General features: G+C 45.7%; 23 protein-coding genes and 3 pseudogenes. 18 read left to right on the top strand and 8 right to left on the bottom strand.

Going from position 1 to position 25,855, the window contains the following annotated elements:
• Positions 1 to 10: 10 nt before the first annotated feature.
• From C7R92_RS28295 to C7R92_RS28310, 4 genes are all read left to right on the top strand, one after another.
• Positions 11 to 940: a S66 peptidase family protein gene (locus tag C7R92_RS28295; protein WP_106836456.1), complete on the top strand. Its 930-nt coding sequence runs from the start codon at positions 11 to 13 to the stop codon at positions 938 to 940.
• A 210-nt stretch (positions 941 to 1,150) separates the two neighbouring features.
• Entirely contained in the window at positions 1,151 to 1,522 is a 372-nt protein-coding gene (locus C7R92_RS28300; protein ID WP_106836457.1) for a DUF4280 domain-containing protein, read from the top strand.
• Positions 1,523 to 1,560: 38 nt separating this feature from the next.
• Positions 1,561 to 2,070, top strand: coding sequence for a hypothetical protein (locus C7R92_RS28305; RefSeq protein ID WP_244195853.1), 510 nt, complete (start codon positions 1,561 to 1,563; stop codon positions 2,068 to 2,070).
• A gap of 504 nt (positions 2,071 to 2,574) precedes the next feature.
• The gene (locus C7R92_RS28310; RefSeq protein WP_106836458.1) at positions 2,575 to 3,507 is read left to right on the top strand and encodes an ankyrin repeat domain-containing protein; all 933 of its coding nucleotides are present in this window, start codon (positions 2,575 to 2,577) and stop codon (positions 3,505 to 3,507) included.
• Positions 3,508 to 3,516: 9 nt separating this feature from the next.
• On the opposite strand, the pseudogene C7R92_RS28315 reads toward C7R92_RS28310, so the two are convergent.
• From C7R92_RS28315 to C7R92_RS28320, 3 genes and pseudogenes are all read right to left on the bottom strand, one after another.
• A pseudogene (locus tag C7R92_RS28315) lies at positions 3,517 to 4,059 on the bottom strand (serine hydrolase domain-containing protein); the annotation flags it as partial.
• Positions 4,060 to 4,284: 225 nt separating this feature from the next.
• The gene (locus C7R92_RS32470; protein WP_167403238.1) at positions 4,285 to 4,437 is read right to left on the bottom strand and encodes a hypothetical protein; all 153 of its coding nucleotides are present in this window, start codon (positions 4,435 to 4,437) and stop codon (positions 4,285 to 4,287) included.
• 74 nt (positions 4,438 to 4,511) lie between these two features.
• Positions 4,512 to 6,512 carry a serine hydrolase domain-containing protein gene (locus C7R92_RS28320; RefSeq protein WP_106836459.1) on the bottom strand — a complete coding sequence of 667 codons (2,001 nt, stop codon included), beginning with the start codon at positions 6,510 to 6,512 and terminating at the stop codon, positions 4,512 to 4,514.
• Between the two features lie 272 nt (positions 6,513 to 6,784).
• On the opposite strand from C7R92_RS28320, the gene C7R92_RS28325 reads away from it, so the two are divergent.
• From C7R92_RS28325 to C7R92_RS28360, 7 genes and pseudogenes are all read left to right on the top strand, one after another.
• Positions 6,785 to 7,372: a sensor domain-containing protein gene (locus tag C7R92_RS28325; RefSeq protein WP_106836460.1), complete on the top strand. Its 588-nt coding sequence runs from the start codon at positions 6,785 to 6,787 to the stop codon at positions 7,370 to 7,372.
• A gap of 4 nt (positions 7,373 to 7,376) precedes the next feature.
• Positions 7,377 to 9,185 carry a helix-turn-helix transcriptional regulator gene (locus C7R92_RS28330; protein WP_106836461.1) on the top strand — a complete coding sequence of 603 codons (1,809 nt, stop codon included), beginning with the start codon at positions 7,377 to 7,379 and terminating at the stop codon, positions 9,183 to 9,185.
• 209 nt (positions 9,186 to 9,394) lie between these two features.
• On the top strand, positions 9,395 to 12,115 hold the full coding sequence (locus C7R92_RS28335) for an S-layer homology domain-containing protein (RefSeq protein ID WP_106836462.1): 2,721 nt from the start codon (positions 9,395 to 9,397) through the stop codon (positions 12,113 to 12,115).
• Between the two features lie 89 nt (positions 12,116 to 12,204).
• Positions 12,205 to 12,570: pseudogene (locus C7R92_RS28345) on the top strand (Imm3 family immunity protein).
• 137 nt (positions 12,571 to 12,707) lie between these two features.
• Positions 12,708 to 13,331, top strand: a complete 624-nt coding sequence (locus tag C7R92_RS28350; RefSeq protein ID WP_106836465.1) for a hypothetical protein — start codon at positions 12,708 to 12,710, stop codon at positions 13,329 to 13,331.
• Between the two features lie 434 nt (positions 13,332 to 13,765).
• Positions 13,766 to 14,347: a hypothetical protein gene (locus tag C7R92_RS28355; RefSeq protein WP_106836466.1), complete on the top strand. Its 582-nt coding sequence runs from the start codon at positions 13,766 to 13,768 to the stop codon at positions 14,345 to 14,347.
• A 17-nt stretch (positions 14,348 to 14,364) separates the two neighbouring features.
• Entirely contained in the window at positions 14,365 to 15,261 is an 897-nt protein-coding gene (locus C7R92_RS28360) for a nucleotidyl transferase AbiEii/AbiGii toxin family protein (RefSeq protein ID WP_244195854.1), read from the top strand.
• A gap of 185 nt (positions 15,262 to 15,446) precedes the next feature.
• Here C7R92_RS28360 and C7R92_RS28365 read toward each other — a convergent pair whose 3' ends face one another.
• Together C7R92_RS28365 and C7R92_RS28370 are read right to left on the bottom strand one after the other, a co-directional pair.
• Positions 15,447 to 15,878, bottom strand: coding sequence for a DUF1259 domain-containing protein (locus C7R92_RS28365; RefSeq protein ID WP_106836468.1), 432 nt, complete (start codon positions 15,876 to 15,878; stop codon positions 15,447 to 15,449).
• Between the two features lie 29 nt (positions 15,879 to 15,907).
• A pseudogene (locus tag C7R92_RS28370) lies at positions 15,908 to 16,203 on the bottom strand (DUF1259 domain-containing protein); the annotation flags it as partial.
• 254 nt (positions 16,204 to 16,457) lie between these two features.
• Between C7R92_RS28370 and C7R92_RS28375 the strand changes: the two are divergent.
• From C7R92_RS28375 to C7R92_RS28390, 4 genes are all read left to right on the top strand, one after another.
• On the top strand, positions 16,458 to 16,874 hold the full coding sequence (locus C7R92_RS28375) for a hypothetical protein (RefSeq protein WP_106836469.1): 417 nt from the start codon (positions 16,458 to 16,460) through the stop codon (positions 16,872 to 16,874).
• Positions 16,875 to 17,062: 188 nt separating this feature from the next.
• Positions 17,063 to 17,515, top strand: a complete 453-nt coding sequence (locus tag C7R92_RS28380) for a Dps family protein (protein ID WP_017247348.1) — start codon at positions 17,063 to 17,065, stop codon at positions 17,513 to 17,515.
• A gap of 192 nt (positions 17,516 to 17,707) precedes the next feature.
• Positions 17,708 to 18,646, top strand: coding sequence for a type I pantothenate kinase (coaA, locus tag C7R92_RS28385; RefSeq protein ID WP_244195855.1), 939 nt, complete (start codon positions 17,708 to 17,710; stop codon positions 18,644 to 18,646).
• A gap of 24 nt (positions 18,647 to 18,670) precedes the next feature.
• Positions 18,671 to 19,123, top strand: a complete 453-nt coding sequence (locus C7R92_RS28390; RefSeq protein WP_106836471.1) for a 2-thiouracil desulfurase family protein — start codon at positions 18,671 to 18,673, stop codon at positions 19,121 to 19,123.
• A gap of 44 nt (positions 19,124 to 19,167) precedes the next feature.
• Here C7R92_RS28390 and C7R92_RS28395 read toward each other — a convergent pair whose 3' ends face one another.
• Together C7R92_RS28395 and C7R92_RS28400 are read right to left on the bottom strand one after the other, a co-directional pair.
• A complete protein-coding gene (locus C7R92_RS28395; protein ID WP_069846189.1) occupies positions 19,168 to 20,691 on the bottom strand; it encodes a glycine betaine uptake BCCT transporter in 1,524 nt (507 codons plus the stop codon).
• A gap of 94 nt (positions 20,692 to 20,785) precedes the next feature.
• Positions 20,786 to 21,658 carry a LysR family transcriptional regulator gene (locus C7R92_RS28400; RefSeq protein ID WP_106836472.1) on the bottom strand — a complete coding sequence of 291 codons (873 nt, stop codon included), beginning with the start codon at positions 21,656 to 21,658 and terminating at the stop codon, positions 20,786 to 20,788.
• A 168-nt stretch (positions 21,659 to 21,826) separates the two neighbouring features.
• Between C7R92_RS28400 and C7R92_RS28405 the strand changes: the two genes are divergently transcribed.
• The 3 genes from C7R92_RS28405 (at position 21,827) to C7R92_RS28415 (ending at position 24,539) form a co-directional block, all read left to right on the top strand.
• A complete protein-coding gene (locus C7R92_RS28405; protein WP_412678979.1) occupies positions 21,827 to 23,107 on the top strand; it encodes an NCS2 family permease in 1,281 nt (426 codons plus the stop codon).
• Between the two features lie 77 nt (positions 23,108 to 23,184).
• Positions 23,185 to 24,093 (top strand): competence protein CoiA, encoded by a 909-nt coding sequence (locus C7R92_RS28410; protein WP_106836474.1) that lies wholly within the window; start codon positions 23,185 to 23,187, stop codon positions 24,091 to 24,093.
• Positions 24,094 to 24,149: 56 nt separating this feature from the next.
• Positions 24,150 to 24,539, top strand: a complete 390-nt coding sequence (locus C7R92_RS28415) for a VOC family protein (protein WP_106836475.1) — start codon at positions 24,150 to 24,152, stop codon at positions 24,537 to 24,539.
• 60 nt (positions 24,540 to 24,599) lie between these two features.
• On the opposite strand, the gene C7R92_RS28420 is transcribed toward C7R92_RS28415, so the two are convergent.
• Positions 24,600 to 25,670: a hypothetical protein gene (locus tag C7R92_RS28420; RefSeq protein WP_106836476.1), complete on the bottom strand. Its 1,071-nt coding sequence runs from the start codon at positions 25,668 to 25,670 to the stop codon at positions 24,600 to 24,602.
• Positions 25,671 to 25,855: the final 185 nt, after the last annotated feature.

Consider the following 25,855-nt stretch of genomic DNA (forward strand, 5'->3'; position numbering starts at 1 on the left):
GACTGGACAGATGAACAAAGGGAAAGCATTGCGAGCGGGAGATACAATCGGAGTAGTGGCAACCTCTAGTCCTGCTACAGAAGAAGTACTGAACAAAGCAATGGCAGAGCTGCAAGGTTTGGGATACAAGGTGAAAATATCGGATACGTGCCGAGAAGCGTACGGTGGGTATTTGGCGGGAACCCCTGAGCAACGGGCAGCTGAGCTGAATGCCATGTTCGTCGACGTGGAAGTGGACGGGATCATGTGCATGCGCGGCGGTTACGGCTCCCCGCAAATACTGTCCTTGCTCGATTATGACCTCATCGCCCAAAACCCGAAGCTGTTTATCGGCTACAGCGACATTACGGCGCTGCATACCGTCTTCGGACAGCGTGCGAATCTGGCTACCCTTCACGGACCGATGGCAACCTCAGACATCGCACATGGACTGGATGACTGGTCCAAGCAATATTTGCTGCGTGCCATGACTCGCCCGGAGCCATTGGGAGCGATCATTAATCCGCCGGGGGAAGAAATCGTCTGTCTTGTCGAAGGTCAGGCAGCTGGACCCGTAGTCGGCGGGAATCTCGCCCTCGTCTCTGCTTTAATGGGGACGCCTTACCAGCTCGATACGAGAGGCAAGCTGTTGTTCCTCGAGGATATCGACGAAGAGCCGTACCGGATTGACCGCATGCTGACACAGCTTGCTCAAGGCGGCTTGTTTGATGATTGTGCGGGCGTCGTCATCGGGACATGGACCGATTGTGAGCCGAAAAAGCGCGAAGGCTTCTCTGTCTGGGATGTGTTTCAAAATATCGTCGTGCCGTACGGAAAACCGACCATCTGGAACATTCAGATCGGACATGGCGCATGCAACATTGCTCTCCCTCTGGGCGTAGAGGCCAGTCTCGATGCGACAAACGGTGAACTGGTCATCGAAGAGAGTGTAACCATATAACGAGAATGCTTTTTCTTTCAGGAAGGCTTCCCCAACCATTGCAGAGTTGGTGGAGGCCTTTTTGGGTTATTTAGAAAAATAAGGAAACGGGACGTTTGACCCATAAATTACTTTCCAGTTTATCCCGATTATTAGATGGAATGTAAAAATAAGACGGAATATGGAAGTTGCTTGCAGAGGATTTTTTTGGAAAGGGGGATAGGTCTAAAGATGCTAGCGTTACTTCAAGTACTTGCAATGGGGTTGTTCAGCCCCGAGTACTCATATGTCGTGCGGGGAGCGACCCTCAAGTGTAGCAAGGGAACCGACCCCGGCATATTGAATTTGCCCTTGTGCCATGGCGTTTATAGCCTAGATAAGCCTGTCATGAATGTTGCCGATCATGTCCCTGGTGTGAACATCGGATGCTTTGGGTTTTGCACAGCGGCAGGAGGAGGACTGTGTGTGCCACAGACGACCTCGAAATGGACAGATGGAAAGCACGATGTGCTCATCGACAACGAGCATGCCTTGCTGAGCAAGTCGCAGCTAGTCTGCAATCTGTCAGGCATCATCACGATTGAAACAGACGGTCAGGATTGACGCTTCCCATTGCTTGCTAGAGAAGGAGGGGAGAGAACATGCAGCGTACAAGCGGGGTCATGACCTATCAGGATATAAAATTCGTTTGGCCATATGGACCGATCCGGCTAGATCAGCTGGAGTTCGTCCATCAGACAGGCACGCATGCCAGGCTCACGATCACAGGAATTGTCCCGGAAGAAAAAGAGGACGAGATCATCAATCGTGCCGGCACCCACGATCCCATCGAGCTGTACAAGGTGGAAGGCGGGCAAATACTGCCCATTTTCATGGGACGGCTGGATCATGTGGAGATCGAGGTCGTACGGGACATTCACTACGTCACGATAAAGGCCGTGTCGCATACATATGCTTTGGACATGAGCCTGAAAACACGTTCGTTTCAACAGGTGAATCGGTTGTACCGGGATGTCGTAGACGAGATCATGTCCATCTATCACGGCGTCTCGGTGCGGTCGGCGGTGCGGAAATCCTGGAAGAAACGGCGCTGCAACTGCCGCGACCTAAGACCTGAAAACAATCGCTTAGACTGCCGCTGTTGTAAATAAACTAGCAAACCCGTTGGCGCATTGAGGTCGATATCCAGCACCGTGGTTTATCTACGATCGCCTGTTCCGTTTTTATAGACAGTTTCTTCGAAGAATTGAGTATTAACGTTGGTGGCTTTTGACCAATGCCACCGTTGTCTTTCAACTTATTAAGTAAATTCCATCCCATATTCAAACCATCTGTTCTCCTGCTCGATAATGGAAGACGTTTTCTCAACATACCACTCGGGTTGCGGTTCTTCAGGGGGGATCTCGGGCAGTCGATAGATCATGTCAATGATAGCCCCTTTCCAAGAGGCTATCTACCTTTTTGATTTAAGGAGAATGCGTTGGATTTTATGCACTGAGGAAAAAATTGTACTTACAATAAAAGAGGTCTAAATGTAGCTCAATGATATCACTGATAACGGCTTAGAGTGCATCAGTTGAGAATCGTATTTGGTGAGTCAATCTGTATAGGTTATGGTATAATCTACCTGCTACTTTATCGGGAGGGCAGAAAACATGTCAATTAAATTGAAACGAAGTTTACTTTTAGGATCAGTTGCTGTAGTTTGCTTATCCATATGGGCTATTGTTATACAGAACATTACAGGGACAAAATCGTTATCATCAAATTCAAATTCGAATGCTCAGAACCAAAATACCGCAGCGGATAAAGCACCTAATCTGAAAAAGGAAATCAATCCAAACCCTGACGTTCCAACTCAAGACGGAACCCCAAGCTTAAGTAAAGCTAAAGATGAAGTATCTAATCAAGTGGCCAAGTCCGGAAAAGATAAATCTAATCAACCTGAAGTATCGATGAACCTCAATTATGATCAAGTAATTAGACTTACAAAGGGTGATAAGATAGTTGCCATTGCAGATGATCAACTGGCTTCAGAAGAAGCAAGGAAGGCAAGACAAGAAATAGACGATTCTTGGAGTCGGTTTGACGCCTTAACTTTTAATGCTTCAGCTCTGGATAATAAGATAGACAAGGTGAAGCTATATTTGAAAGCTGGAATGGACCCAAATGCATACATAGAAGGGGAGGTAGGAAGGAAGAGTCGTCCCATTCATGCCGCAGCTAGTAATGGCCATTTGGAAATGGCTAAACTCCTCCTTGAACATGGAGCAAATCCAAATCACCTGGAAGGAAAATACTCAGTGATCACTTTGGCAATTGACAACTATGACATGTTGGACGTGTTACTAAAGTCAGGTGCTGAGCCTGATTTAAATTATCAGAACCATCGATCACCACTAATGCGAGTAGTACAGGATGATAGCGTAGACCTAGCAGAGTTGTTATTAGAGCACGGAGCAAATCCGAATCTTTCGACTCCTTACCACCCAGATTATCCATCCACCTTTATGACTCCGTTGGAGGAAGCAAGAAGGAGGGGAAATCAAGAAATGATTGCTTTGCTTGAGGCATACGTCCGCAACTAGAACTTGCGAGATGTCCTGCTCGGTGTATTGTGGACCGAGAAAGGTAGTGATGTCAGGCATATCGAAGCCGCTTGAGTAGGTAAGCATGTCGTACATGGTGAGCGGTTTTCCGGTCGTATTGGGAACCTTTAGCCCGCCGAGATATGCCTCTACATTATGATGCAGGTCTATTTTGCCCGCATCGACTTGCTGCAAGACGGCCATGGCGGTAAAGGTTTTCGTTACAGAGCCAATTTGGAACACCGTGTCTTTAGCAACAGGGGTATTCTTTTCCTTGTCAGCGAAGCCGTAGCCTTTGTTCACGATAACCTTGCCATCTTGGACGACAACAAAGTTGGAACCATTCACATTGAATTTTTTCATTTTCTCTGCAAACAGTGGATCGGCAAACGCTTCTACTTCTTTGGCATCCAGCGGTCCTTTTATCGTGGTGGCAGCAATGGATGCAGTCTGATTTATTTCCATTGCACCGAGCGGCTGCGTACATACGGCAATCAAGGTCGGGGAGAGAAGAAAAACCGTGAGACTCATTTTTTGAAAAACATTTTTCATGCGAGATTCCCCTTTTGATTTATGCTTTTATGCTAATACGTTTTGGGGCATCGACTCCGAGAGTGAGCGCTTGAGCACAGTATGGCAAAGCTAGCGCCATATTCGGTAGTTACTTTGTGTCATATGACATTTTTGCACTCGCTCACGGCATGCTCAACGGATTACGGAGCAAATGAAAAAGGCTGCCGAGTTTCTCGACAGCCTTAAAGTGGGGGAGAATAGCTATTAATCTTTCAACTCTGTAATTACTTTTGAAGCACGTTTTTCATCTGGGGTAGGGAACATTTGATATTGATGCTGAAGCTCGATTTCCTTCTCATTCAAGTCACTTGAATCTCTTTGCTCAGCTTGTCCCCTGTGTTTATCGCTATTTTCCACGACCAGTCACCTCCCTCAAAGGAGTAGGGTATACAACAAGTTCCTACTTTATCCCAAAAAGAGGAAAAGGATGCTTATCGTTTAATCGGCAATGAATAGTAACCAAATGCTAAGTCAAGCAAGGCACTGGCTTCTTGACGCTTCAGTAAATCTTGTGCGCGGAATGTGAAAGAGCCATCTGCGTTTACCTTCGTGTCAGGATCGACGATGCCTTGTGAAACAAGAGCAGTGATCGCATCTTTTGCCCAGGCGTCGGCTGTGTCTTGCAGTGTCACTTTGCTGGTTGCCACAGGTTCAAGCTGCTTCAAATTTTGGATCATGGCAGCAGCGACTTGTCTTGTGATTGGTGCCGATGGGTTCAAATTAGGGATGCCCGCGGCCAATTGCTCTCTAAGCCCGTCTTCACTCCCGGCCATTACGTACTGGCCTTGTGCTTTGATCAGGGCGTCAGCAAATTCGCCTTGTGTCATGGTCCCTGTAGGGTCAAATTTATTTCCTGTTGTCGCTCCCATAATGGAAAAGGCGCTGAGGTTGTTGATATGGGTTTTATAGCTGCTGGTGTTAGGGACGTCTGAGTAGGGCTTTTTCATTTCCATTTTTTGCGAATCGGCAGCAAGGCTAACGCCTTTTGGCGTTGTATGATAGAAGTATTTGATGTTACCGTTTTTGTCTTCCTTGAACGCGACTTTTTCGCCTTCCTCATCTACAAATAGCAATGGGTGAATCATTCGCAGCTTTTGTTTTCCGGTTGCCTCACCCTCAAGCACGAGTGATCCATTCTCATAGGTAATTGAAGTGCGTGTCCAATAGGCACGCGTATTTTGATACAGGCCGAAATATTTTTGCGCATCTGCTTCACTCAAGGGCAAGTAATCAGGCTCTGGATCTGCTTTTGCTTTTGCTTTTTCGGGGAAATAATGATCCATGAATTCTTTGTAAATATCAGCGCTAACCATTGAATCATTGTTGTAGGACATGAAAAAGCCGGTTTTTTGTTCCGGGATCAATACCATTAGGGAAGAATGGCCTGGCATGTTTCCGCCCTTCAAAACAACGTGCTGACCATTTGCATACTGTGGAAAATAGTTTTCAAAGCCTACGGTTGTGATCGGGATGTCCTTATCCGCGAAAATCTGGTGCGTATGCATCAATTCCATACTTTTTTCGCTGACAATTTCCTTGCCGTCAAATTTTCCGTTTTGCAGTTGCATGATCATGTACTTTGCCATGTCTTCTGCTGTTGATAGAATACTTCCCTGCGGACCATCCGTTGGAGCGTGTCCTTCTGCCGGACGTGGCTCGCCATTAGGACCGTAATGGGCAGCCATTCTCTTCAAGAGCTCAGGCTTGAAACGTACACTGGTCGAGGTCATTCCGAGAGGCTTGAACACTTTTTCATCCATATACTGGGCAAAGGGGATTCCACTTGCTTTTTCCACGGCATAGCCAGCGAGTAAGAATCCTGTATTATCATACGTATAGGCTTCGCCAGGTGGTCGGATGACGGTCGGCATGTGCTTTGAAAGGAATTCATCCATAGAGATGTCCTGCCCGATGTATTGTGGACCGGTAAAGGTAGTTTCGTCAGGCAATTCGAAGCCGGTTGTGTAGGTGAGCAAGTCGTACATGGTGACCGGTTTTCCTGTCTTATTCGGAATTTTTAGCCCACCGAGATATTCCTCTATATTGCCATGTAGGTCAATTTTACCCGCATCGACTTGCTGCATGGCAGCCAAGGCGGTAAAAGTTTTCGATACTGAGGCAATTTGGAACACCGTATCTTTATCAACAGGGATTTTCTTTTCCTTGTCAGCAAAGCCGTAGCCTTTGTTCACGATGACTTTGCCATCACGGACGACAACAAAGCTGGAACCAGCCACATTAAATTCTTTCATTTTATTTGCAAACAATGGATCGGCAAACGCTTCTATTTCTTTGGCATCCAGGGGTCCTTGGGCAGCAATGGAAGCAGTCTGAGTGGATTCCACAGCACCGAGCGGTTGCGTGCATGCGGCAATCAAGGTCGTGGAGAGAAGAAAAACGACGAGACTCATTTTTTGTATCATTTTTTTCATGTGCGATTCTCCTTATTGTTTTGACAACATGTTTTGACGCACCGACTCTGAGAGTGAGCGTTTGAGCACAGTATGGCAAAGCTCGCGTCATACTCGGTAGTTACTTTCTGTCATCACTTTTCCGACTGACAAAATGATTTTGATGAAATGACATGGCTTTGCCTGTCATATGACATTTTGATACTGGTTCATGTGACGTGCAGTGGATTATGGTAATGGCAGACCGTCATCAGTGTGTCGGAAAAGATATAGATAGGAGAGAATTAGCTTAAATGAAAAGAGCGATCATGCGTAACGTTCAAAATGTTATCTTTTTGCTGTATACATTTGTCTCGGGGGTATTTTATCTGTGTTTTTACATGGTCAGTATCGTCCTTGGCTTGGGCTTGTCATTTACCGTAGTGGGAATTCCATTGCTTACCAATGTGTTGCGTACAACCCAAATCTTTGTCCAGCATGAACGTATTCAGACGAAAATTTATACCGATATTTCGATAGAACCTTTAGCAACGAGACAAAGAGCTGAGGGAAATCAATGGAAGCAGGCAAAGGCGGAATTAATGGATGTGAGAAACTGGATATCCGTTTATTGGCTGATGAAAAAATTTGTCATAGGCTGTATCTCCCTGGTGATCGGAGTGCTCATCTACATTGCACCCATATGTTTTGTTGTCACACCGTTGCTCTATCCTTATTTAGAGTTAACTTTTTTCGAGATCCGGGTGGATTCAGATCTGATGGCATTGCAAATTATGAGTTTAGGATTCATACTCATGATCGGGTGCTCCATGATTGGGAATGGACTGGTACAATTAATTGGTGGGTATACCCGCTTGATGTTCAAAGCAATTAGGAGATGATGGTTTGTTAGATATCGTAAAACAATGGGCCTGGTATGACTGGGTGATGCTTTTTTTACGTCTGCTCATTTGCTTTTCACTCACCGTTACGACTATACAATTGGGAGATTCTCTTACTCTGCCCGTATGGATTGTCATTTCGTGGGAAATCATGGTTTTTTCCGTCCCGTGGATTTGTTTACTGCTGAACTATCGTTACTACCTGATTGCAGAAATGCTCATGTTTGGCGGATTATCGATTTATCTCACGTCTATGTTTCCGGAGGCGTACCTTACTTTTTTGATGCCAGCTTTTTTGATTGCCGCCAATAGTGCGGAGAAATCGTATCGCTGGTCGGCTCCTATTACGATTGTTTTCATCCCACTGCTGATTATGTTTTTTTCGCGGAAAATTGAATTGCTCGAGATAATCCCGCAAGTAGGGCTTGCTTATGTGGTGGGGTTTGCCTTTCATTTGCTTATCGTCAATCATCGGCAAAATGAAATTATTCGCAAGCAAAACAGTGTGCTGGAGCAGTACCTCACCCAAATTGAGAGAGTGACGCTGCTGGAGGAGCGGGACCGGCTTTCCAAGGATCTGCATGATACGATGGGGCATTCCTATGTCTCGATTATCATGGGGCTGGAAACCTTGCGTCAGGATGTGGTGTCGCAGGAAGGGACGCAAAAGCTCGACTCCCTCTTGAAGCTTGCGCGAAACGGCATGAAGGAAGTGAGAGGGTACTTGCATCAGATGGGGTCACCGCAAGAGACGCTTCCCTTGGTTCATTCGCTGAGGCAGCTTGCGGAGGAGTTTCAGACACATGCAAAGGTGAATGTGCGGTTTCGTGCGATCGGAGAAGAGTATCCTGTTGGTAAGCAGGTGAAAATGACCTTATTTCGCTGCTTGCAGGAATCTTTGACGAATGCGGTCCGCCACGGGCAGGCTACGGACATCGTCGTTTCCTTGCATTTTGAGCAGCAACAGACGAGGTTGGAAGTACAGGATAACGGTCACGGGGTGGAAAACTGGAAGGATGGCTTCGGGATCACGACAATGAAAGAGAGGGCCGCTCAATTGCAAGGAAGAGTATCCGTATACTCAGAGCGGGGAGAAGGAACGCTCATTACTTGTTTTGTGCCGAGGCTGATGGAGAGCGCCGATGAAATCATTCGTTTGTTTATCGTAGATGATCACTCGTTTATTCGGGATAGCTTGCGCACCATACTCGAGGGACAGCGGGACCTGCGGGTAGTCGGGACGGCCGAGGATGGGGCGAAGGCTGTGGAACTGTGCGAGGAGCTAGAACCAGACCTAGTGTTGATGGACTTGGAAATGCCGAATATGGACGGGATCACTGCGACAAAACGAATCAAGGAAAAATGGCCCGGTATTCGTGTCCTTGTCCTATCTACGTTTCAGGATACGGAAAAAGCCAAGGAAATCATGCGCAGTGGTGCAGACGGCTATCTCTTGAAATCGATTGAATCACGCGAGCTTGCGGAAACGATTCGCCTGGTCCATCGCGGCGGAACGATGATTGCACAGGACCTGTTTCATAAAATGCTGGATGAACAGCCAGAAACCGAACAGGAAGATTTGCTTGTTGCACCGAAAATAAGCGAAAAAGACGAGAATGTTTATGGGTTAACGAAGCGGGAGCAGGAGATTTTGCAGATGCTTTCCCAAGGCATGCGCTATAAAACGATCGCTTCCAAGCTGTATTTGTCAGACGGGACAGTGCGTAACTATGCATCTGCCTTGTATGACAAGCTCGGTGTGCGAAATCGGGATGAAGCGGTACAAAAAGGGCAAAAGGAAGGACTTCTGTAACGTATGACAGCCAGGGAGAGTAGCCCTGGCTTTTTGCTTTTCCTGAGCTGGAGTACCGTGCCACGAACACCATCAACGTATTCTGCCTAAATTAGGTAGTTTATTGTAAATATTTCTTGTTCTGTTAATATAAAGCGTGGTGCAAATTATGGAAATCGAAAGAGACAGCGCAAGAAGACTATCAAGGAGAGTACTGGTGGAGGAAAACAATGAAACGATGGATGGCAGCATTGTTAAGCCTTGTGTTAATCCTGACGGCTCAATTTAATACGGTTCAAGCCAAAGGGAACGACACAAGAGACGTTTACGAACAGCAATATACACGTATCGGGGAGGATTACCACATCCTGAACGATAATGTGCTACTGTCGAAAACAGATGGAACCGCATGGACTTGGTACATCTATGGACATCCTCTGAGTGCTTCAGATCCATTCTATGAAGCCAAGCTGATGCAAATTCCGGGCTTGCAGGATGTCAAAGAGATGACAGTCAAAAGGAAGTCGGCCCGGGGTAACTATATTGTTAACTATGCGGCGCTAAAAAAAGACGGTACGGTGTGGTATTGGGACGCCGCCCACGTCACTACCCTTGAAACGAGTTCTGCAAGTGCTCCGAAGCAAATCAAAGACTTGAAAAATGTAACGTCACTAGTCGCCCATTATACGGGTGCCTACAAAGTCTTGTTCGTCTTAAAATCAGACGGTTCCGTATGGAGTTTGGGAAGTGAAATAGGTACCACTAAGGGTGGCTCACCTACTACAGTCCGAACAAAGCTACTAGATGATGTCGTATCCATAAAAATGGCGAACGGCATCGTATTCGCTGTGAAAAAGGACGGTACGGTTTGGAGATGGAAGGCAAATTCGTATCTGCCGAATAACCGCTCGAAAAACACAAGTCCGGAGCAAATGAACGGATTTGCTGATATCGTCAAGATAGAGCCGGGCATTTCTACTAGCTATGCCTATATGAAAGATGGCACAGTCTTGTCTTGGTCAACCGCTGACACGAAAAAATATCCTTTGTATTTGCATGCAGCAAAAGACGCGCGAACGATGGTCCAATTGGATTCCATTCGAGATCGGAATATCGACGAAGCTTATGCCCTCCGAGAGGACGATCAGCTTTGGTCAGTGGACAACAACCATAAAGTTTTCCCAGAGCTTACAGACATCGCTTCTATACACCATAGCGACTTTTCCCCACCCAAAAGGTATTACTATGTAGTAAAAAAGGATCAGACTTTGTGGGCTTGGGCAGATTCGATTGCTTTGCCGAAGCTAGTTGTTTTCACGGGAGAAACGGCAACTAGCAATCGCCCAGTGAAAACAGACAAACCAACAGCCGAACGCCCTAGGACAGCAGACAAACCAACGGGCAATCACCCTGGAACAACAGCTCAGCCTGTGATACGAACTACGCCGGAAATGAGTCTCTATCCGTATATCACGATGCTGCAACCTGGGAACAAACAGTTCATTGCGGTAAATAATTTGCTTCCCGGGACAAAAATGACGTACACCATTGACGATCCGAGTATAGGAACCTTATCGAATGTGAATGGCACACAGGTCGTAAAAGCGAACAAACCCGGGCAGACCATTGTACGGGCAACTGCAAGCAGAGCTGGTTCTCCGGACGTGACCGCTTTCTTTTTGTTGTATGTCGTCGACAGTAACACGTTGTCCGAGACGTATTACACTGCCGTCCGATCAGTACCTGTCGCTGACAGACAGCGTCCGTTTATTGTGGAGGGACTGACCCAAGCAGGAGAGCTTGTGATTACAGCCGCAAGCAGCGAAAAGCCAAAGCTTGTTGACGGCCAACTCGTCATTACTTCTGACTTGATTGACCGCGTAGCTGACAATGCGCGAAAGGCTAAGACTGCGGTGGAGCAGACGCTATCGGAAAACAACATTGCTCTTGCTAGAGAGTTGGTCGTGAATGGGGAAATTTTGTCGTTGCCTGACCAAAATGGTTTTACAGTCAAGCTTTACAAGGATAGCTTCACGAATCGTAAGGATGTCGACTATCTTACCATCCATGCGGGGGATGCGAAACTGACGTTTAACCTTGCGACTGTAAATCGCCTGTTCCATTCGCTCCCGGTTATCGTTATTCGCTTGGTCGAAAACAATAACGGCGGATATCACGTACAATTTTTAGATGAACAAGGGCAGGAGCTTTCGAACGTATCAAGCAACATCCGGCTCATTCTGCCTGCAAATCAGGCGGACGCGACAAATAATAGCGTGTTCTATTCGAATGGGAAAAGCACGCAGCCTATCGGTGGAAAGTTCAATCCGTACAATAACGGTATGGAAGCTGAAATAAATCGTTCCGGAACGTATTTCGTGGACGATAATACCAAAACGTTCCCTGATGTTGACAACCGGGATCCTGAGCTACAGCAAGCCGTACAATTTCTGGGATCGAAAGGAATCGTAACCGGGAAAGAAGATGGCAACTTTGAGCCTGATTCACCGCTTACCCGTGCTGAGTTCACGGCGATGCTGGTAAGAGCTTTTTACGCTTTGGACGAAACGGCGACGGAGAGCTTTTCAGACGTGAATCCGCCACAATGGCATGTTCCATTTATCGCTTCATCTGAAAAAAAGGATATCGTGAAAGGTTATCCAGATGGCACGTTTAGGCCGGATCATACCATATCCCGGGAAGAAATGGCTGCGATTGGCGCAAGATCATTACATGAAAAGAAGAATTACTATTACCCTTCGAATACAGAGGACTACTTGAATCAATTCACAGACCAACACACGATTTCCGAATGGGCGAAACCAACGATGGCTTTGGCTGTGAAACAGCGCTTGATCGATGTTCCTGCTAATAAACAGATTAGAGCTGGCGAGGCTGTCACTCGCGGGGAAGCTGCCCGAATGCTATATCGATTATATTTGCAGCTTTGATACTGTTCATAAATTGCGAAAGGCTTATTCCAACTTGAATGATGAGGGGGAATGAGTCTTTTTGCATGAGAATAGATGGAGGATTTTATATGTATTGGGAGTACGAGGAGTTGTTTGAGGCATTCAATGAAATGTACCAAGGATATAGAGCAGAAATCATGAGGAGTACTGAAGCGCTATCTAGGACCCTTGGTGAATTTTAAACAACGATGAACCTTGGTATCTTTGAAAAATCCATAGTAATGATTGCATATGGAGAGATATTATTAACCCATTCGGAGGTATTTCACAAATCCAAAGAGTATCTTTTAAAAGAATTGGATCGTTTGGATATGCAACAACTAAAGGAAAAACTGTCACTGGAACAATTCGATGATGTTATGACAAGAAAAGCCTTGTTATTAGAAAAAATTGAACAGAAGCCAATTGCATATCATTTAGATACGATAGTTTAAGTGGAAATTTTCAAACCAATCCCCTAAGAAATTTGACAGCTATTTACATATAGTTGTATAGTAAACTACCAAATGTATGTAACACTCCTATACATAAACAATTCTTCTATCAAAACTCCACGAGGAGGAATGACACGATGGAAATGTCTATTACAAGAGGACTCTCAGAATTAAAATTACTCGATAAAAGAATCCAAAAAGGAATCAATGAAACGACTTTCATGTCTTCCGCAATTGGACCTAAGCCTGTAACTGGTTATACGTCAACAGAGCTGTATGTGGAAACGACAGAGCGAAACTACCAATCCGTTGTTGATCTAATAAAAAGAAGACAAAAAATTAAGTCGCTGATCGTCGAGTCCAACGCAAAGACGATGGTAACGATTAGTGGCAAGAGAATGACAGTGGCAGAAGCAATCGAGCGAAAAACATCCATTCAATATGAGAAATCACTGCTGGAGAAAATGAGAAGAGATTACAACCACGCCGTCACGCAGGTTGAAGAGAAAAATGAAGAAGTACAGCTGCGATTGGAAAGGCTGCTCGAAGCGAACTTTGGCAAAGACTCCAAGGTGAAGGATACGGAAATGGAAGCGATCTCCAAACCGTTTAAAGAGCAAAATGAAGCGAAGCTCGTAGACCCCTTGAAGTTGAAAGAGAAAATGGATACGCTTAGTAAAGAAATCGATGAGTTTGAGTGTGAAGTCGATTTTATCTTAAGTGAATCCAATACGATGACCAAAATCAATCTTGTGGATTAACAGTGTGGTCTGCTAGTCATTTGAATAACTGATAAACGAGAGTCCCTTGCCTAGTGGGTTAACTAGGCCATCCTACAAATTATTTGGCGAATACGAGGATGAAAGCTCAAAGATGAACGTTCAGATTTCAAAACTTACGGGTCAAAGCTCTTTAGGCTCAAAGGTTAGGGTTCAAGATGTAAGAATCGATGAAATCTTGGGGCATTGGTCCATAAAAGTACACTCTCTGGACTTTTCAGTAACCACCAAGCTAAATGGTTAGCAACTAGGACTCATTCGAGGTAGAGATATGTTGAGAGAAGATCCTCAGCGTATCTCTACTTTTTTATTTTATAAACAAAACGGTTAAGAAATAGAAATGATATGTCGATACAAATAGGAAGAAAAGGAAATAAATTGATTGTGCAATACAAGGAAAGTCAGGGAGTGAAGCAATGGAATTTGAGTTTCATGTTACCTTTAACGATCTACAGCTTGATGAAAAGGAAGCTTTTATCGATCTCTGCCAATCGGAACAAGTAAAGCCGGTCATGATCGTCTTGGATCAGGGAAATTACATCAATCAACCGATGATAACAGGAGTAATCAAACGACCTGATTTTCATGAAGTGAATAAAGAGATGGAAAAGATTGCAGCTACGTTTCAAAACAACGGTTTTACCATCGTCCGAAAAAAAGTAGAGATTTCTCCAAAGGAAGAAACGTATTTTCACCAGCCCATCATAAACTCGAAGCCTTACTTCGAATGGCATGGCAAAGTACAGGTCGATGATGTCGCCGCGTTACGAAATTTATGTGAGGGTCATGGTGGACATATTTCGAGAAACTCTTTGAATGCGAATGGAAAAGTGAGATTTATCACCGTCCGAGAATATGAGAGCCCGAAACAGTTTTACGATCGAGTAGAAAAGATACATACCATTTTGCAAGCAAATCAGATCGGGCTAATCAAAGAACAATATGAACTATGTATTTATGACAGCCGCGAAGAACTGGACAGCGGCTGGATTTCCTAATTTTTAGATGGAGGATCATGATGATTACGTATGATGATGTAGCAGAGTTGGAATATGAAGCGAGAGAGCTCGTTGTTTTGGAAGCACTGTTGAGAAGAATTGCTCTAGTGAATATGCCCTTTGTATTAAAAGGCAGCCTTCTAACCAGACAATATTTGGACAACCGCCAGATTCGGGACGCGGATGATATCGACTTATTGTATGCGGGGAAAATCAGGGACGTCGAACATGCCCATGAAGTATTTACACAATGGATGATTCAAGTAACCGAAATGGATCTGAACGATGGCGTCGTGTTTAGAAGTTTTCGAAAGAATGCATTTTGGAGATATATCGACTACGCTATGGCAGATGATTTTCCGACGATCAATACGGATATTGCCTATTATTTCAAAGGTCAACCAAGGGAAGCGGATGACTATAATGAGCTGAATCTGGATATTTCGTTTCACTTGGAAATGGATGCAGACCCGGTTCCGCTCGAGTACCAACCTGTCTTTGGAGAAAGCTTTCTTGTTCCGTACACTGTGCCCCTGTCTATCCAGGTTGCTTGGAAGCTGCATCAAACAATCGTCAGGCCGAGGTTTAAAGACTTGTACGATTTGAAATTTTTACTCTCCCATCCGGCCTATGACAACGATGCGCTCAAGGAAACATTACAGGCACTCGTGAACGAATGCAGTATCGATCCATCTATTAAGAAAACGGATATGAAAAAGGTGCTTGTTGATGATTTACAGCCCATATACGATTCATTATCCTACGATTACGAACTGAGAAAATATGCTGGTAGCATGGATCGTGGCCTTTATTTTACACAGTTTGTCAGTGATTTGCGTAAAAAGATGGATTTTGCAGGGATTAATGGGTATGCGTTTGAAAATTTGCCAAGCCCAACACCGAAAAAATTGTAACAGGATAGTAAGTAAAAAAGGCTTGTTCCATCTGACGTCGTAGAAGGAATGAGCCTTTTTTAATAAATATCAGAGATGAATAGACCGACCCTTACTAAATGAAACAGCGGCTACCTAAGACCTGAAAAGAAAATCTGATAGTACTACCACGTCTTTAGCTGCCACTGTTTGCTGTTATTGGTTGATTAACCCAAAAAAGCAATAGAACGCTTCACTTTCCTTGCGAATGCAATGGGATTATCAATTGACTCCCAATGAATATACATAAGACGCGGGTTTTCAAAGAGCCAGTGATTATGGACTGCTGTTACCTTTATCCCGTTTTTGCGAAGGTTTGACAGCAAACGGTTTACCTGGTTTTGGAAGAGAGCCGTTTCTCCTAAACATAGGGCACGTCCTGAACTGTTTAAGGATTCGAACGAGAACAGTTGATAACGGACCAATGGGGATGTGGTTCTTCTGTCTAATATGGACGCATTGAATATTCTATTTCTGGAGACGAAACAAACAGGACCTCTCGTAATTTCATGCTCTGTTCCACCTAAAATGGCTGAAAATCGGTTACACAGTCTTCTAAACTGGGGACTTGCCTTTGCTTTTGCCTTTACTTTGCCCATATCCGTCATCCTTTCGATTATGATGAAACAATCCCACGTTTGCGGAGATTCGACATCAAACGGTTCACCTGATTTTGGTGAACGGCAGTCTCACCCAAACAAAGGGTACGACCCGACTTATCAAGGGATTCAAACGAAAACATTTGAGCTCGAACTAAAGGGGAAAGCGTTCGTCTTCCCAAGATTGTTTCTCGAAGATTTGTAAGCAGCATGACAAAACAAACCGCCCATTTTCAACTTCCGACTCGCCCCCTAATATTCTTCCAAATCGGGTACAGAGCCTTTTGAATTGTGGGCTAACCTTCGCTTTTGCTTTATTTGCCATAGTAATCCTCCTTTTGTCAATCTAGAAATATCTTATGATTGACAGAAAAAAGGGAATGAGTAATCTGTGGCTTTTTTACATGAAAAAGATACAGATTTCATTCTAGGTTCTAGTTATTTTCCCATAGCACACTTCTGAAGATTTTCTCGTAGAGGAGTTTATCGAATAAATATCATGACGATGCAGTATTGTTTCGGAGTGAGACAATCATCGTTGATTACGTAAAACTTGAATATTGAATGGAGGTGACCAGCATGTACAAAGAATTAGATGTTTTCATAACAGGCTGCCAAAATACTGTTGATTATTGGTATGACTATGGCTGCATAATAGCGTCTGACATGCTAGCGAAGTTTAGCCAAAAGGATTGGGAAGACCTGTCCAGTCATGTGCTGATGAAACCGTTAGAATGGCAGCGAAAACTCGCGTACTGTATGGACAGTTCCTGTAACGAGCATGAACTGAACATTCTACTATCGTTGCTGGATACGGATGATGAGGAACTCTTCGTGATCTGTGTAGATACGTTGAGAAGCTATACGACTCTAGAAGCGAAACAAATGATACGTGACAATCCTGCCATGCTCGTTCGCGTAAATGAATTGCTTCCCAGAGCTGGCGTTGCGACTAGGGGAGTATTAGAGGATTTTCTTGTGAAAATACATGGCTAAGTTAGCTTCATTTATTGAGCTGCTAAATCGCAATAGGATGGAGAAGTGACTAATGAACAATAATAGATTTTCGCGGTCTGCTTCGTCCGGCCTGTAGAAAAGATGGACTGACATGAAAAGAATAGGAACCTTCGATCCACCACATACTACAAACGCTATATCTATACCATGAGAGGTGGAGCGTCCGGATGAGTATGACAATGAGTCGGCCCGTGACCGACGTACTTAATAAACAGGTTGCCAACTGGTCTGTGCTGTATATGAAGCTGCATCATTATCACTGGTTTGTCAAAGGCCCGAATTTTTTTACCTTGCATGAAAAATTTGAGGAGCTATACAACGAGGCAGCCAAAAATGTAGATGAGCTAGCGGAGCGGCTGTTAACGGTTGGGGGCAAGCCTGTTTCGACGTTGAAGGACTGTTTGGAGCAGGCTTCCATTAAGGAAGCGACAGGTGGAGAGTCTGCGGATCAAATGGTTGAAGCGGTCGTGAGTGATTTTACACTCCTGATTAAGGAGCTCCAAGAGGGCATTACGGCCGCGGAAGCAGGGGACGATGAAGCGACTGGGGATATGTTCTTGGGGATCATGGACAGCTTGCAAAAGCATGTATGGATGCTGCAAGCCCACTTGGGAAAATAAGGATAAATTCTTTTGCAAGCAAAGCTGATGCCATGGGGTATCGGCTTTTTTTCTATGTGCTCATGAAGGTAAAAGTGCAGGGCTAGTCTGATTTGGGACAACCCCCTTGTTCCCAAGAAAGACATGCTGGTGTAAACTAACCTTGTGTGAAATAGAGAAAGCACTTTCATGATGGAAAGGATGTACATTCCCATGGCATCACCCTATGTTACATTTAATCGCGAGCAGTGGAGTGCTCTGCGGGCTTCCACGCCGTTGACCATATCTGATAACGAGCTTTCCCTTTTGCAGGGCTTGAACGAGAAAATGTCCATGACAGAAGTCTCCGACATTTACTTGCCGTTGTCCCGTCTGCTGAATTTGTATGTCGGGGGCACGCAGGAGCTGTACCAGGCGACTCACACTTTTTTAGGGAACCAGGATGGTAAGGTTCCATTCATTATCGGTATTGCAGGTAGTGTGGCTGTAGGCAAAAGCACAACAGCTCGAATTTTGCAGACGCTGCTGTCTCGCTGGCCGAATCATCCGAAGGTAGATTTGGTAACGACAGATGGATTCCTGTATCCGAACAAGGTTCTAGAAGATAGAGGAATCATGAAGCGCAAGGGATTCCCGGAGAGCTATGATTTGCGGCGCTTTATCAATTTTTTATCCGATGTAAAATCGGGTTTGCCTGAAGTGAAAGCACCAGTATATTCCCACCTTGTGTATGACATCGTGCCAGATGAATGGCAGACCGTCAGACAGCCCGACATTTTGATTGTCGAAGGCTTGAATGTGCTGCAACCGCCTAGAGGTGAAGAAAACGATGCTCGTATTTCCGAGGTCATTGTTTCTGATTTCTTTGACTTCACGATCTACGTGCACGCGGAAGAGAAGCACATCCTGAAATGGTATGTAGAGCGGTTCAAGCTGTTGCGTCAGACCGCGTTCTCCGACCCATCCTCGTATTTCAAGCGTTACGCGAGTCTGTCTGACGAGGAGGCGACTGAGGTAGCCACCGGTATTTGGACGGAGATTAACGGAGCCAACCTGCGCCAAAACATTTTGCCGACGCGTGTTCGCGCTCAATTGATTTTGGACAAGGGGCAGGATCATATGATACAAAGCGTGAAGCTGCGCAAGCTGTAGATAAAAAGGTGGGAGACGGTTGTCATGAAAGTGATTAGTGCTTGTTTGATCGGCTGTGAATGCCGTTACGATCAGAAGTCATGCTTAGACCAAGAGCTGGAGCAATTGCTCCGGGAAGGAAAGGCAATCCCCGTCTGTCCTGAACAGCTGGGAGGCTTGCCAACACCACGACCGCCAGCAGAAATCATCGGGGGTACGGGAGAAGATGTTCTGGATGGCAAAGCACGCATTATAGATAACACTGGCCAAGACGTCACCGAGGAATTTTTGATGGGGGCGAACCAAGCGCTGAAGCTGGCGAAAACGGTTGGAGCCACATCTGCCATCTTAAAAGAAAACAGTCCGTCCTGTGGAAGCTCCTTCGTTTACGATGGCAGCTTTTCCGGGAAAAAAGTGCCGGGTGTCGGGCTGACGGCGGCGCTGTTTCGCAGAAATGGGATTGAGGTAATCTCTGAATCAATCGTATCCAATGAATAAAAAGGGGGACGCGATGGAAGCGTCCCTCTTTTTGTAACTACGTTTTACAACTCCTTTAACAACCTCTCCATCTTCTTCTGCTGTTCTTTCCGTTTTTTCTTCGCAATGCGGTCTTCTTCTTGCAGTGCCAGTACAAGGGAATAGCACATCAGGACCATGATGACGGTAAAAGGCAGCGCTGCCACAATGGAGGCTGTTTGCAGGCCTTCTAAGCCGCCGCTTAACAACAGAACGATTGCGATAGCGGACTGGAGGATGCCCCAGGTGATTTTTACCCGATTCGACGGGTCCAGGTTGCCATCAGAAGACAGCATACCGAGCACGAAAATAGCTGAATCCGCCGATGTGATAAAAAAGGTGATGATCAACAGAACCGCAACGACAGCGAGAATGTATCCCATAGGCAACTGCTCCAGTGCGAGGAATAGCGCAGTCGAGATGTCACGTTGTACCGCTGCCCCTATAGGCGCTTGATCAAAAATTTCGAGGTGAAGCGCAGTCCCGCCAAACACCGAAAACCAGATGAAGCTCAACAAACTCGGAACGAGCATCACGCAAATGACGAACTCCTTGATCGTACGACCTTTGGAGACGCGTGCAATAAACATACCGACGAACGGCGCCCAGGCAATCCACCATGACCAGTAAAACAGCGTCCAGTTGGCTACCCAGGTCCCTTGTGTAAAAGGGGTCAGCCGTAAGCTCATCGAGATGAGATTGTTCAAATAACTGCCTAGCGTGCTGGTGAAGGCGTCAAAAATAAACGAGGTTGGTCCCAATACGAGTGTCAGCAGGAGGAGTAGCAAGGCCAATACCAGATTCGTATTGCTCAAATACTTGATTCCCCGATCCAGTCCTGTCGTAGCCGAGAGCAGAAATAGCACTGTAATAATGGAAATGATCACGATTTGCACGGTGGTGTTGGACGGCAATCCAAAGAGGTGAGACAACCCTCCGTTTATTTGCAGAGTTCCGAGACCAAGTGAAGTGGCGACACCGAATGCCGTGGCGATGACAGCCAGAATGTCGATGCCTTTTCCGAGCGGTCCGTGTATGCGCTCACCGAGCAGCGGGCCAAAGGTGGAGGAGATCAAGCCCTTCGCTCCTTTGCGAAATTGAAAATACGCGAGAGCGAGAGCGATGAGAGCGTAGATCCCCCAAGGATGCAGGCCCCAGTGAAAAAATGCATAACGCAGAGCGGTTTGTGCGGCTTCGGTCGTTTGTCCAGTCACACCTGCTGGTGGAGAGAAGTAATGAGAGACGGGCTCCGCCACTCCCCAAAAGACAAGACCAATTCCCATCCCAGCAGAAAACAACATAGCAAACCAGGTGGGGAGCGAATATTCCGGCTCGTCATCGTCGCTCCCCAAAGGGATTTGTCCGTATCTGCTAAAGGCAAGGAAGATGCAAAAGATCAGAAAACCGAAAGTCACGATTAAATAAAACCAGCCAAAGTTCGTCGTAGTCACTTTCAGTACATGGGAAGCCGCAGAGGCGAAAAGCTCAGGAGAAATCGCGCCGAACAGCACAATGACAAATACAATGACCAAGGATATCAGGAAAGTCATCTTTATCCTCCCGGGAATCTACAAGAAATGGTAATAGTTTATCATCCCGCGGGATTTCCAAGATTATTCCGGATGTGACCGCCCCTGAATGGAGTTACGATGAAAACGTCTCGATAAACCGATTCGCCGCTTTGGACAGATGGCGTCCAGACTGCCAGACGACAGCAGCGGAGGAATAAATGGAAGTTCCGGAGAGTCGAATCCCGCGAATTTGTTCGCTCTGATGAGTTTCCCATGCCGAGATAGGGACGATGGAGGAACCGACCGAGGAGGCGACCATGCTGACGATGAGAGAGATGTCCGGGCACTCGCAGATCACGTGCGGTTCCACGCCTAGACGGGAGAATTCCTTGATAATCAAGTCGTAGATGCCCAATCCTGGTGTGCTCGGCATGATGAGTGGAAGCTCGGCGATCTCGCGCATTTCGATTTCCTTGCGATCAGCATAGGGGGAGGTGGCAGGAACAATGAGCACAAAATCCTCTTCCTCCAACGGAATCATGGTGCAGTTGTTCAAGGAGTGGGGGATGCGTACGATAGCGACTTCTATGCTTCTGCGCTCCAGCCACTGATTGAGGAGCTGCGTATCGCCTTTCCAGATTTTATACGTAATGAGCGGATATTTTTGCTGAAACACACGAATTTGTTCTGGCAGGCGGTAGGCCGAAAGTGCACTGACACCGATGGATAACGTCCCCCGAATGCCTTCGCCTGTTTCTTTGACCTCGGAGAGAGCTTCCTCCATTTGATGAACGATATTGAGCGCCTGCTTATAGAGGGTGACGCCTGCTTCTGTCAGGACCATTTGCTTGCCCGAGCGTTCAATGAGCATGACCCCGAGCTCTTCCTCCATTTGTTTCAGCTGCTGACTCAAAGGCGGCTGGGCCATGTTCAGTCTTTTAGCCGCCCCCGTTATCTGACCTTCCTCTGCTATGGCGATAAAGTAACGTAGTTGCCGAATATCCACACGCAATGCCTTCTTTCCTTAGGAGAATGGTTCCATATGAAAACGATATGAAAATTAGATTTTATGGATATTTTTCATATTGATGAAGCTATGATAGCATGTTTTCTGTGAATCTTCACTTCATGGAAAAGACATAAAGGAAAGAAGGGGAAGTCCGTGCGTACGTGGATGGAAAAGCTATTTCACTTGCGCGCTTACGACACGACGTTTCAAAGGGAACTCATCGCCGGATTCATTGGCTTTGTCACCATTGTCTACATTGTTGCCGTAAACGCTTCGATTTTAAATGATGCTGGAATACCGATGGAAGCAGGCATTCTGGCGACTGTATTGACGGCATTTATCGGGTCACTTCTTATGGCCTTTTGGGCAAATGCTCCTATTATTTTGGTTCCCGGTATGGGGATCAACGCCCTGTTTACGTATACGTTATGCCAATCGATGGGCCTCACTTGGCAGGAAGCATTGGCTGCTGTTTTTGTTTCTGGTCTGATTTTTACTGTGATTGTCTTTACCAAGGCCGCAACGATATTGTCCAATGCGATTCCCTCTTCGCTAAAAGAAGCGATTACCGTAGGGATTGGGTTGTTCTTGACCTTCATCGGTCTGCAAAAAGGCGGGCTGATCGTCATGAACCCGTCTACATTTGTTGCGCTGGGTGACTTGTCCAGCCCGCATGTGATCGTCACGCTGATTACTTTGATTGTTACGTTGATTTTGTTTGCTCGCAATGTGCCAGGCAACTTCTTGATCGGAATTGCGGCTGGTACAGGACTTGGCTTTTTGTTCGGGATTGTCGAGCCAGGAGGGGGAGGAACGTTTTCGTTCGCGGATTACGGAAGCGTATTTGCGGGTTTTTCCTTTTCTGCTATTTGGGCGTTGCCATTTTGGATCGCGACCTTCTCATTGGCGATGGTCATCGTTTTTGAAAATATTGGTTTGATTCATGGGCATACCTCGATGCTTGGACAGCCGCAGAAGTTCGGCCGTTCGCTGCAAGCCAATGCGTTGTCGGCTGCCATCTCTGGCATTTTGGGATCCAGTCCGACAGTTTCGACGGTGGAGACCGCGGCAGGAATCGCAGCAGGAGGACGGACGGGACTGACCGCACTTGTAACAGGCACCTTGTTTCTGCTCTCACTCGGTTTGCTGCCTGTCATTAAAATGATTCCGGATGGAGCCATTGCGCCAGTGCTCATCATCATCGGCGCACTGATGCTGCAAAATGTACAGAATATCAATTTAAAGGACTTCTCGGAAGGCTTCCCTGCCTTTTTGATCATCGCGATTATCCCGTTGTCCTACAGCATTGTAGATGGAATCGCGTTTGGATTCGTAGCGTATCCGCTCATGAAGCTCGCATTGGGCAAACGTCGCGAAGTACCTGCGCTGATGTACGTCATCGCTGGACTGTTTTTGCTGAATCTGATGCTGCCGATATTCGCATAGAGCTTAGAACCCTGATTACAGTCGGGGTTTTTTTGTCCTCATTTTGAGTGATAGGGTAGGGAGAGGAGGAGTGAAAAGTGAAGGACTGTATACATATGGATGGTTTTCTTGTTGTCCCCGCGAATTTTTCAAAGGAATTGCTTAGAGGCTGGTCAGGAACAAAGATATTCTGTCAACATTGTGGTACTCCTGTATATTATCGTCATGGGCAACGGGTAACTCCTCACTTTGCTCATGAAGCAAAAAGTTACTGTGATTCTAGTGAACCAGAGACACCGGAGCATCAGGAGGGAAAGAGGGTGCTAAAAACATGGGTGGAACATGTATACCCTCAAAACGCAACTCATCAAGAATTTTATATAAATGAGATTAAACAAAAAGCAGATATCATAACGATTTTTCCAGATGGACATAAACTATGTATTGAGTACCAATGTTCGCCCGTCTCTGAAAACATACTGAGGAAAAGAATAGAAGGATATGAGAAAGCTAATATATCTCAGGTATGGATATTTGGTGAAAAACTATTCAAAACAAGACGGACTAATCGTTTTCGACTGCATGGATGGGAAAAAATAATTTGGGAACGTCAAGGAGTGCTGTATCGATTTAAGTCATTAGTCACACATCCTGCCATTAGCTTTATGAACATAGCGACCATTAAAGGGAAAAAGTACATCGTTTTCTGCAAGGACAAGTTTGATGGGGATATCCAGAAACTAAAGCTGTTACCCGATGGTAGAATTACAATGAAGGATGGTTCTCCTGCGCAAGAACACAAGCAGGAAAACATGATGCACGTTTTTTCACCAACAAAACGTTTTCAGGCTATCCGTAGGAATGCTGAACAACTAAAACTTCGCCGAGAAGCAGATTTTCTTCTCAATCCTTTAAGAAATTTTGCGATCGCAAGAATTGGTGATCATCTCTCCCATCCATTGTTTAATCAGAAAATTACGGGCGATGTCATCAGCTTCGTTATTTGAAAAACACGTGGTTCGATATACGCTTGAATAAGAAATTGTTTTAAGGAGGCTTTTCCATGATCCATGAGATGACGTTTCAATTGCGTACTGCTGATTTCGCCAAAGGACAAGCCTGGTACCAGAGCTTTTTGCAAAGAGAGCCGGATTTTGTTCCACATGAAGGATTTGCTGAGTGGGAGATCCTGCCTGGGTGTTGGCTGCAGCTGGCAGAGGGGACGCCAGCGGAAGGAAGCGGTCCCGTGCGATTTGCTGTGGTCGATATCGAGATGGAAAGAGAAAGACTGATCAAAGAGCTGCAAGTCGAACCGTTTGAAATTTTTCAACGGGAAGAGGTACCGGTCAAGTGGGGGACGTTTGCCGATCCGTGGGGGAATCGTCTTGGATTGTTCGAGTATCTGGATGCGGCTGAAAAAGAGGAGAAGCAAAAAAGACTTGCCAAGCTGTAGGGAAAAGTCCCTTTGCCTATGGAGAGGCAAAGGGACTTTTTGTGGAGAGATGTGGATTGATTATCGTTTTACAAACGTAAACGCTTGTTTTACTTGGTCCAGAGACATCATCAGAGGGATGAATTTCTTCCCTTCTTTGCTTGCTGGGTCAAATACTGTGTCTTGTGGCAAGCTTGCTACATATACCGTGTTGGTTGCTTGGTTACGTGCAATTTCGTAGCCGACTGGTGGCTCGTCCGGGTTGTTCAATTTCTTCCAGTCATTCAGGTCAAACGCGGTGATAACCACAACAGGTGTACGATCTTCGGCTTTCTCAGCATTGAAGATGAAGCGGGTTACACTCTTTGCTTCTGGCAAGTATTCGTCTGCATTTGGGCCAGTTTTTTCTTCAACTAAGATGTTGCCGTTCCAAGATTTTGGTCCTTTAAAAGCGAAGGCAGAGTCTTGGCTTTTGAAAGTATCATGATAGACTTCGAGTGGTTTTACAGCTGGTTCGAAGTTGGCACTCATCAATTCCCATTTGGTTTGGTTCCACTTCCATTTGGATTTGAGGTAGCCGCGAACATCTGCATTGTAATCACCAGTCAGACGCTCTGTGCCTTCCAGTACGTAGAGACCATTTTTGTTGAGATCGATTGGTTTCAGTTCTACGAAGTCCGCTCCGATTACACCTGCTTTGTTTTTATCCAGACCCGGCAGGCCGAGTTCTTTCGCTTTTCCATCCTTAATGTTGTAGATGTGATTGGTTGTGTAGCCACCGCTTCCGCCAGTGCTTGCAGTAACCATGATCTCGCCTTTTTTATCGTAAGTGAAATCTTGAACGGAGAGCTTCGGCTCGTAGCCGTCGTCCTTCACGTCGATGTTAAAAGATTTCTTCGTTTTGCCATCTGTTACTTTAATAGTGAGGTCCTTCTCGTATGGGCTGTTTTTCTCTTTTTTCCCGTACAGAACGACTGTGTCTGCGGTCTTGTCACCCGTTACGTCTGCTGTTTTTTTCGTAATCTCTTGCAAGCCTTTTGGTGTAGCTGTTGTGTTGCTTGCATCTGCTGTAATTGCATACCCTCCAGTGAAAAGTACGGAAGTAAGTACAGTTCCTGTTACGAGTTTGTTCAAGTGTTTCAAGTGTTTCATGTGATGAATCTCCTCCCCAGTCTTGCTGACTGATCATGTTGTAATGTGTAGTGTGCTGTATCGTGTGCTTGTCCTTGCTACACGTTCATTATGTACGATAGTGTGGATGCATTGGTTACAGACTATCGACATAAATCCTACAAATCAGTAACAGGTAAATGTTAGTGGGCTAGGAGGTTGCTCGC

Origin of the sequence: Brevibacillus porteri, assembly GCF_003013475.1 — a bacterium.
Classification (GTDB): Bacteria; Bacillota; Bacilli; order Brevibacillales; family Brevibacillaceae; genus Brevibacillus; species Brevibacillus porteri.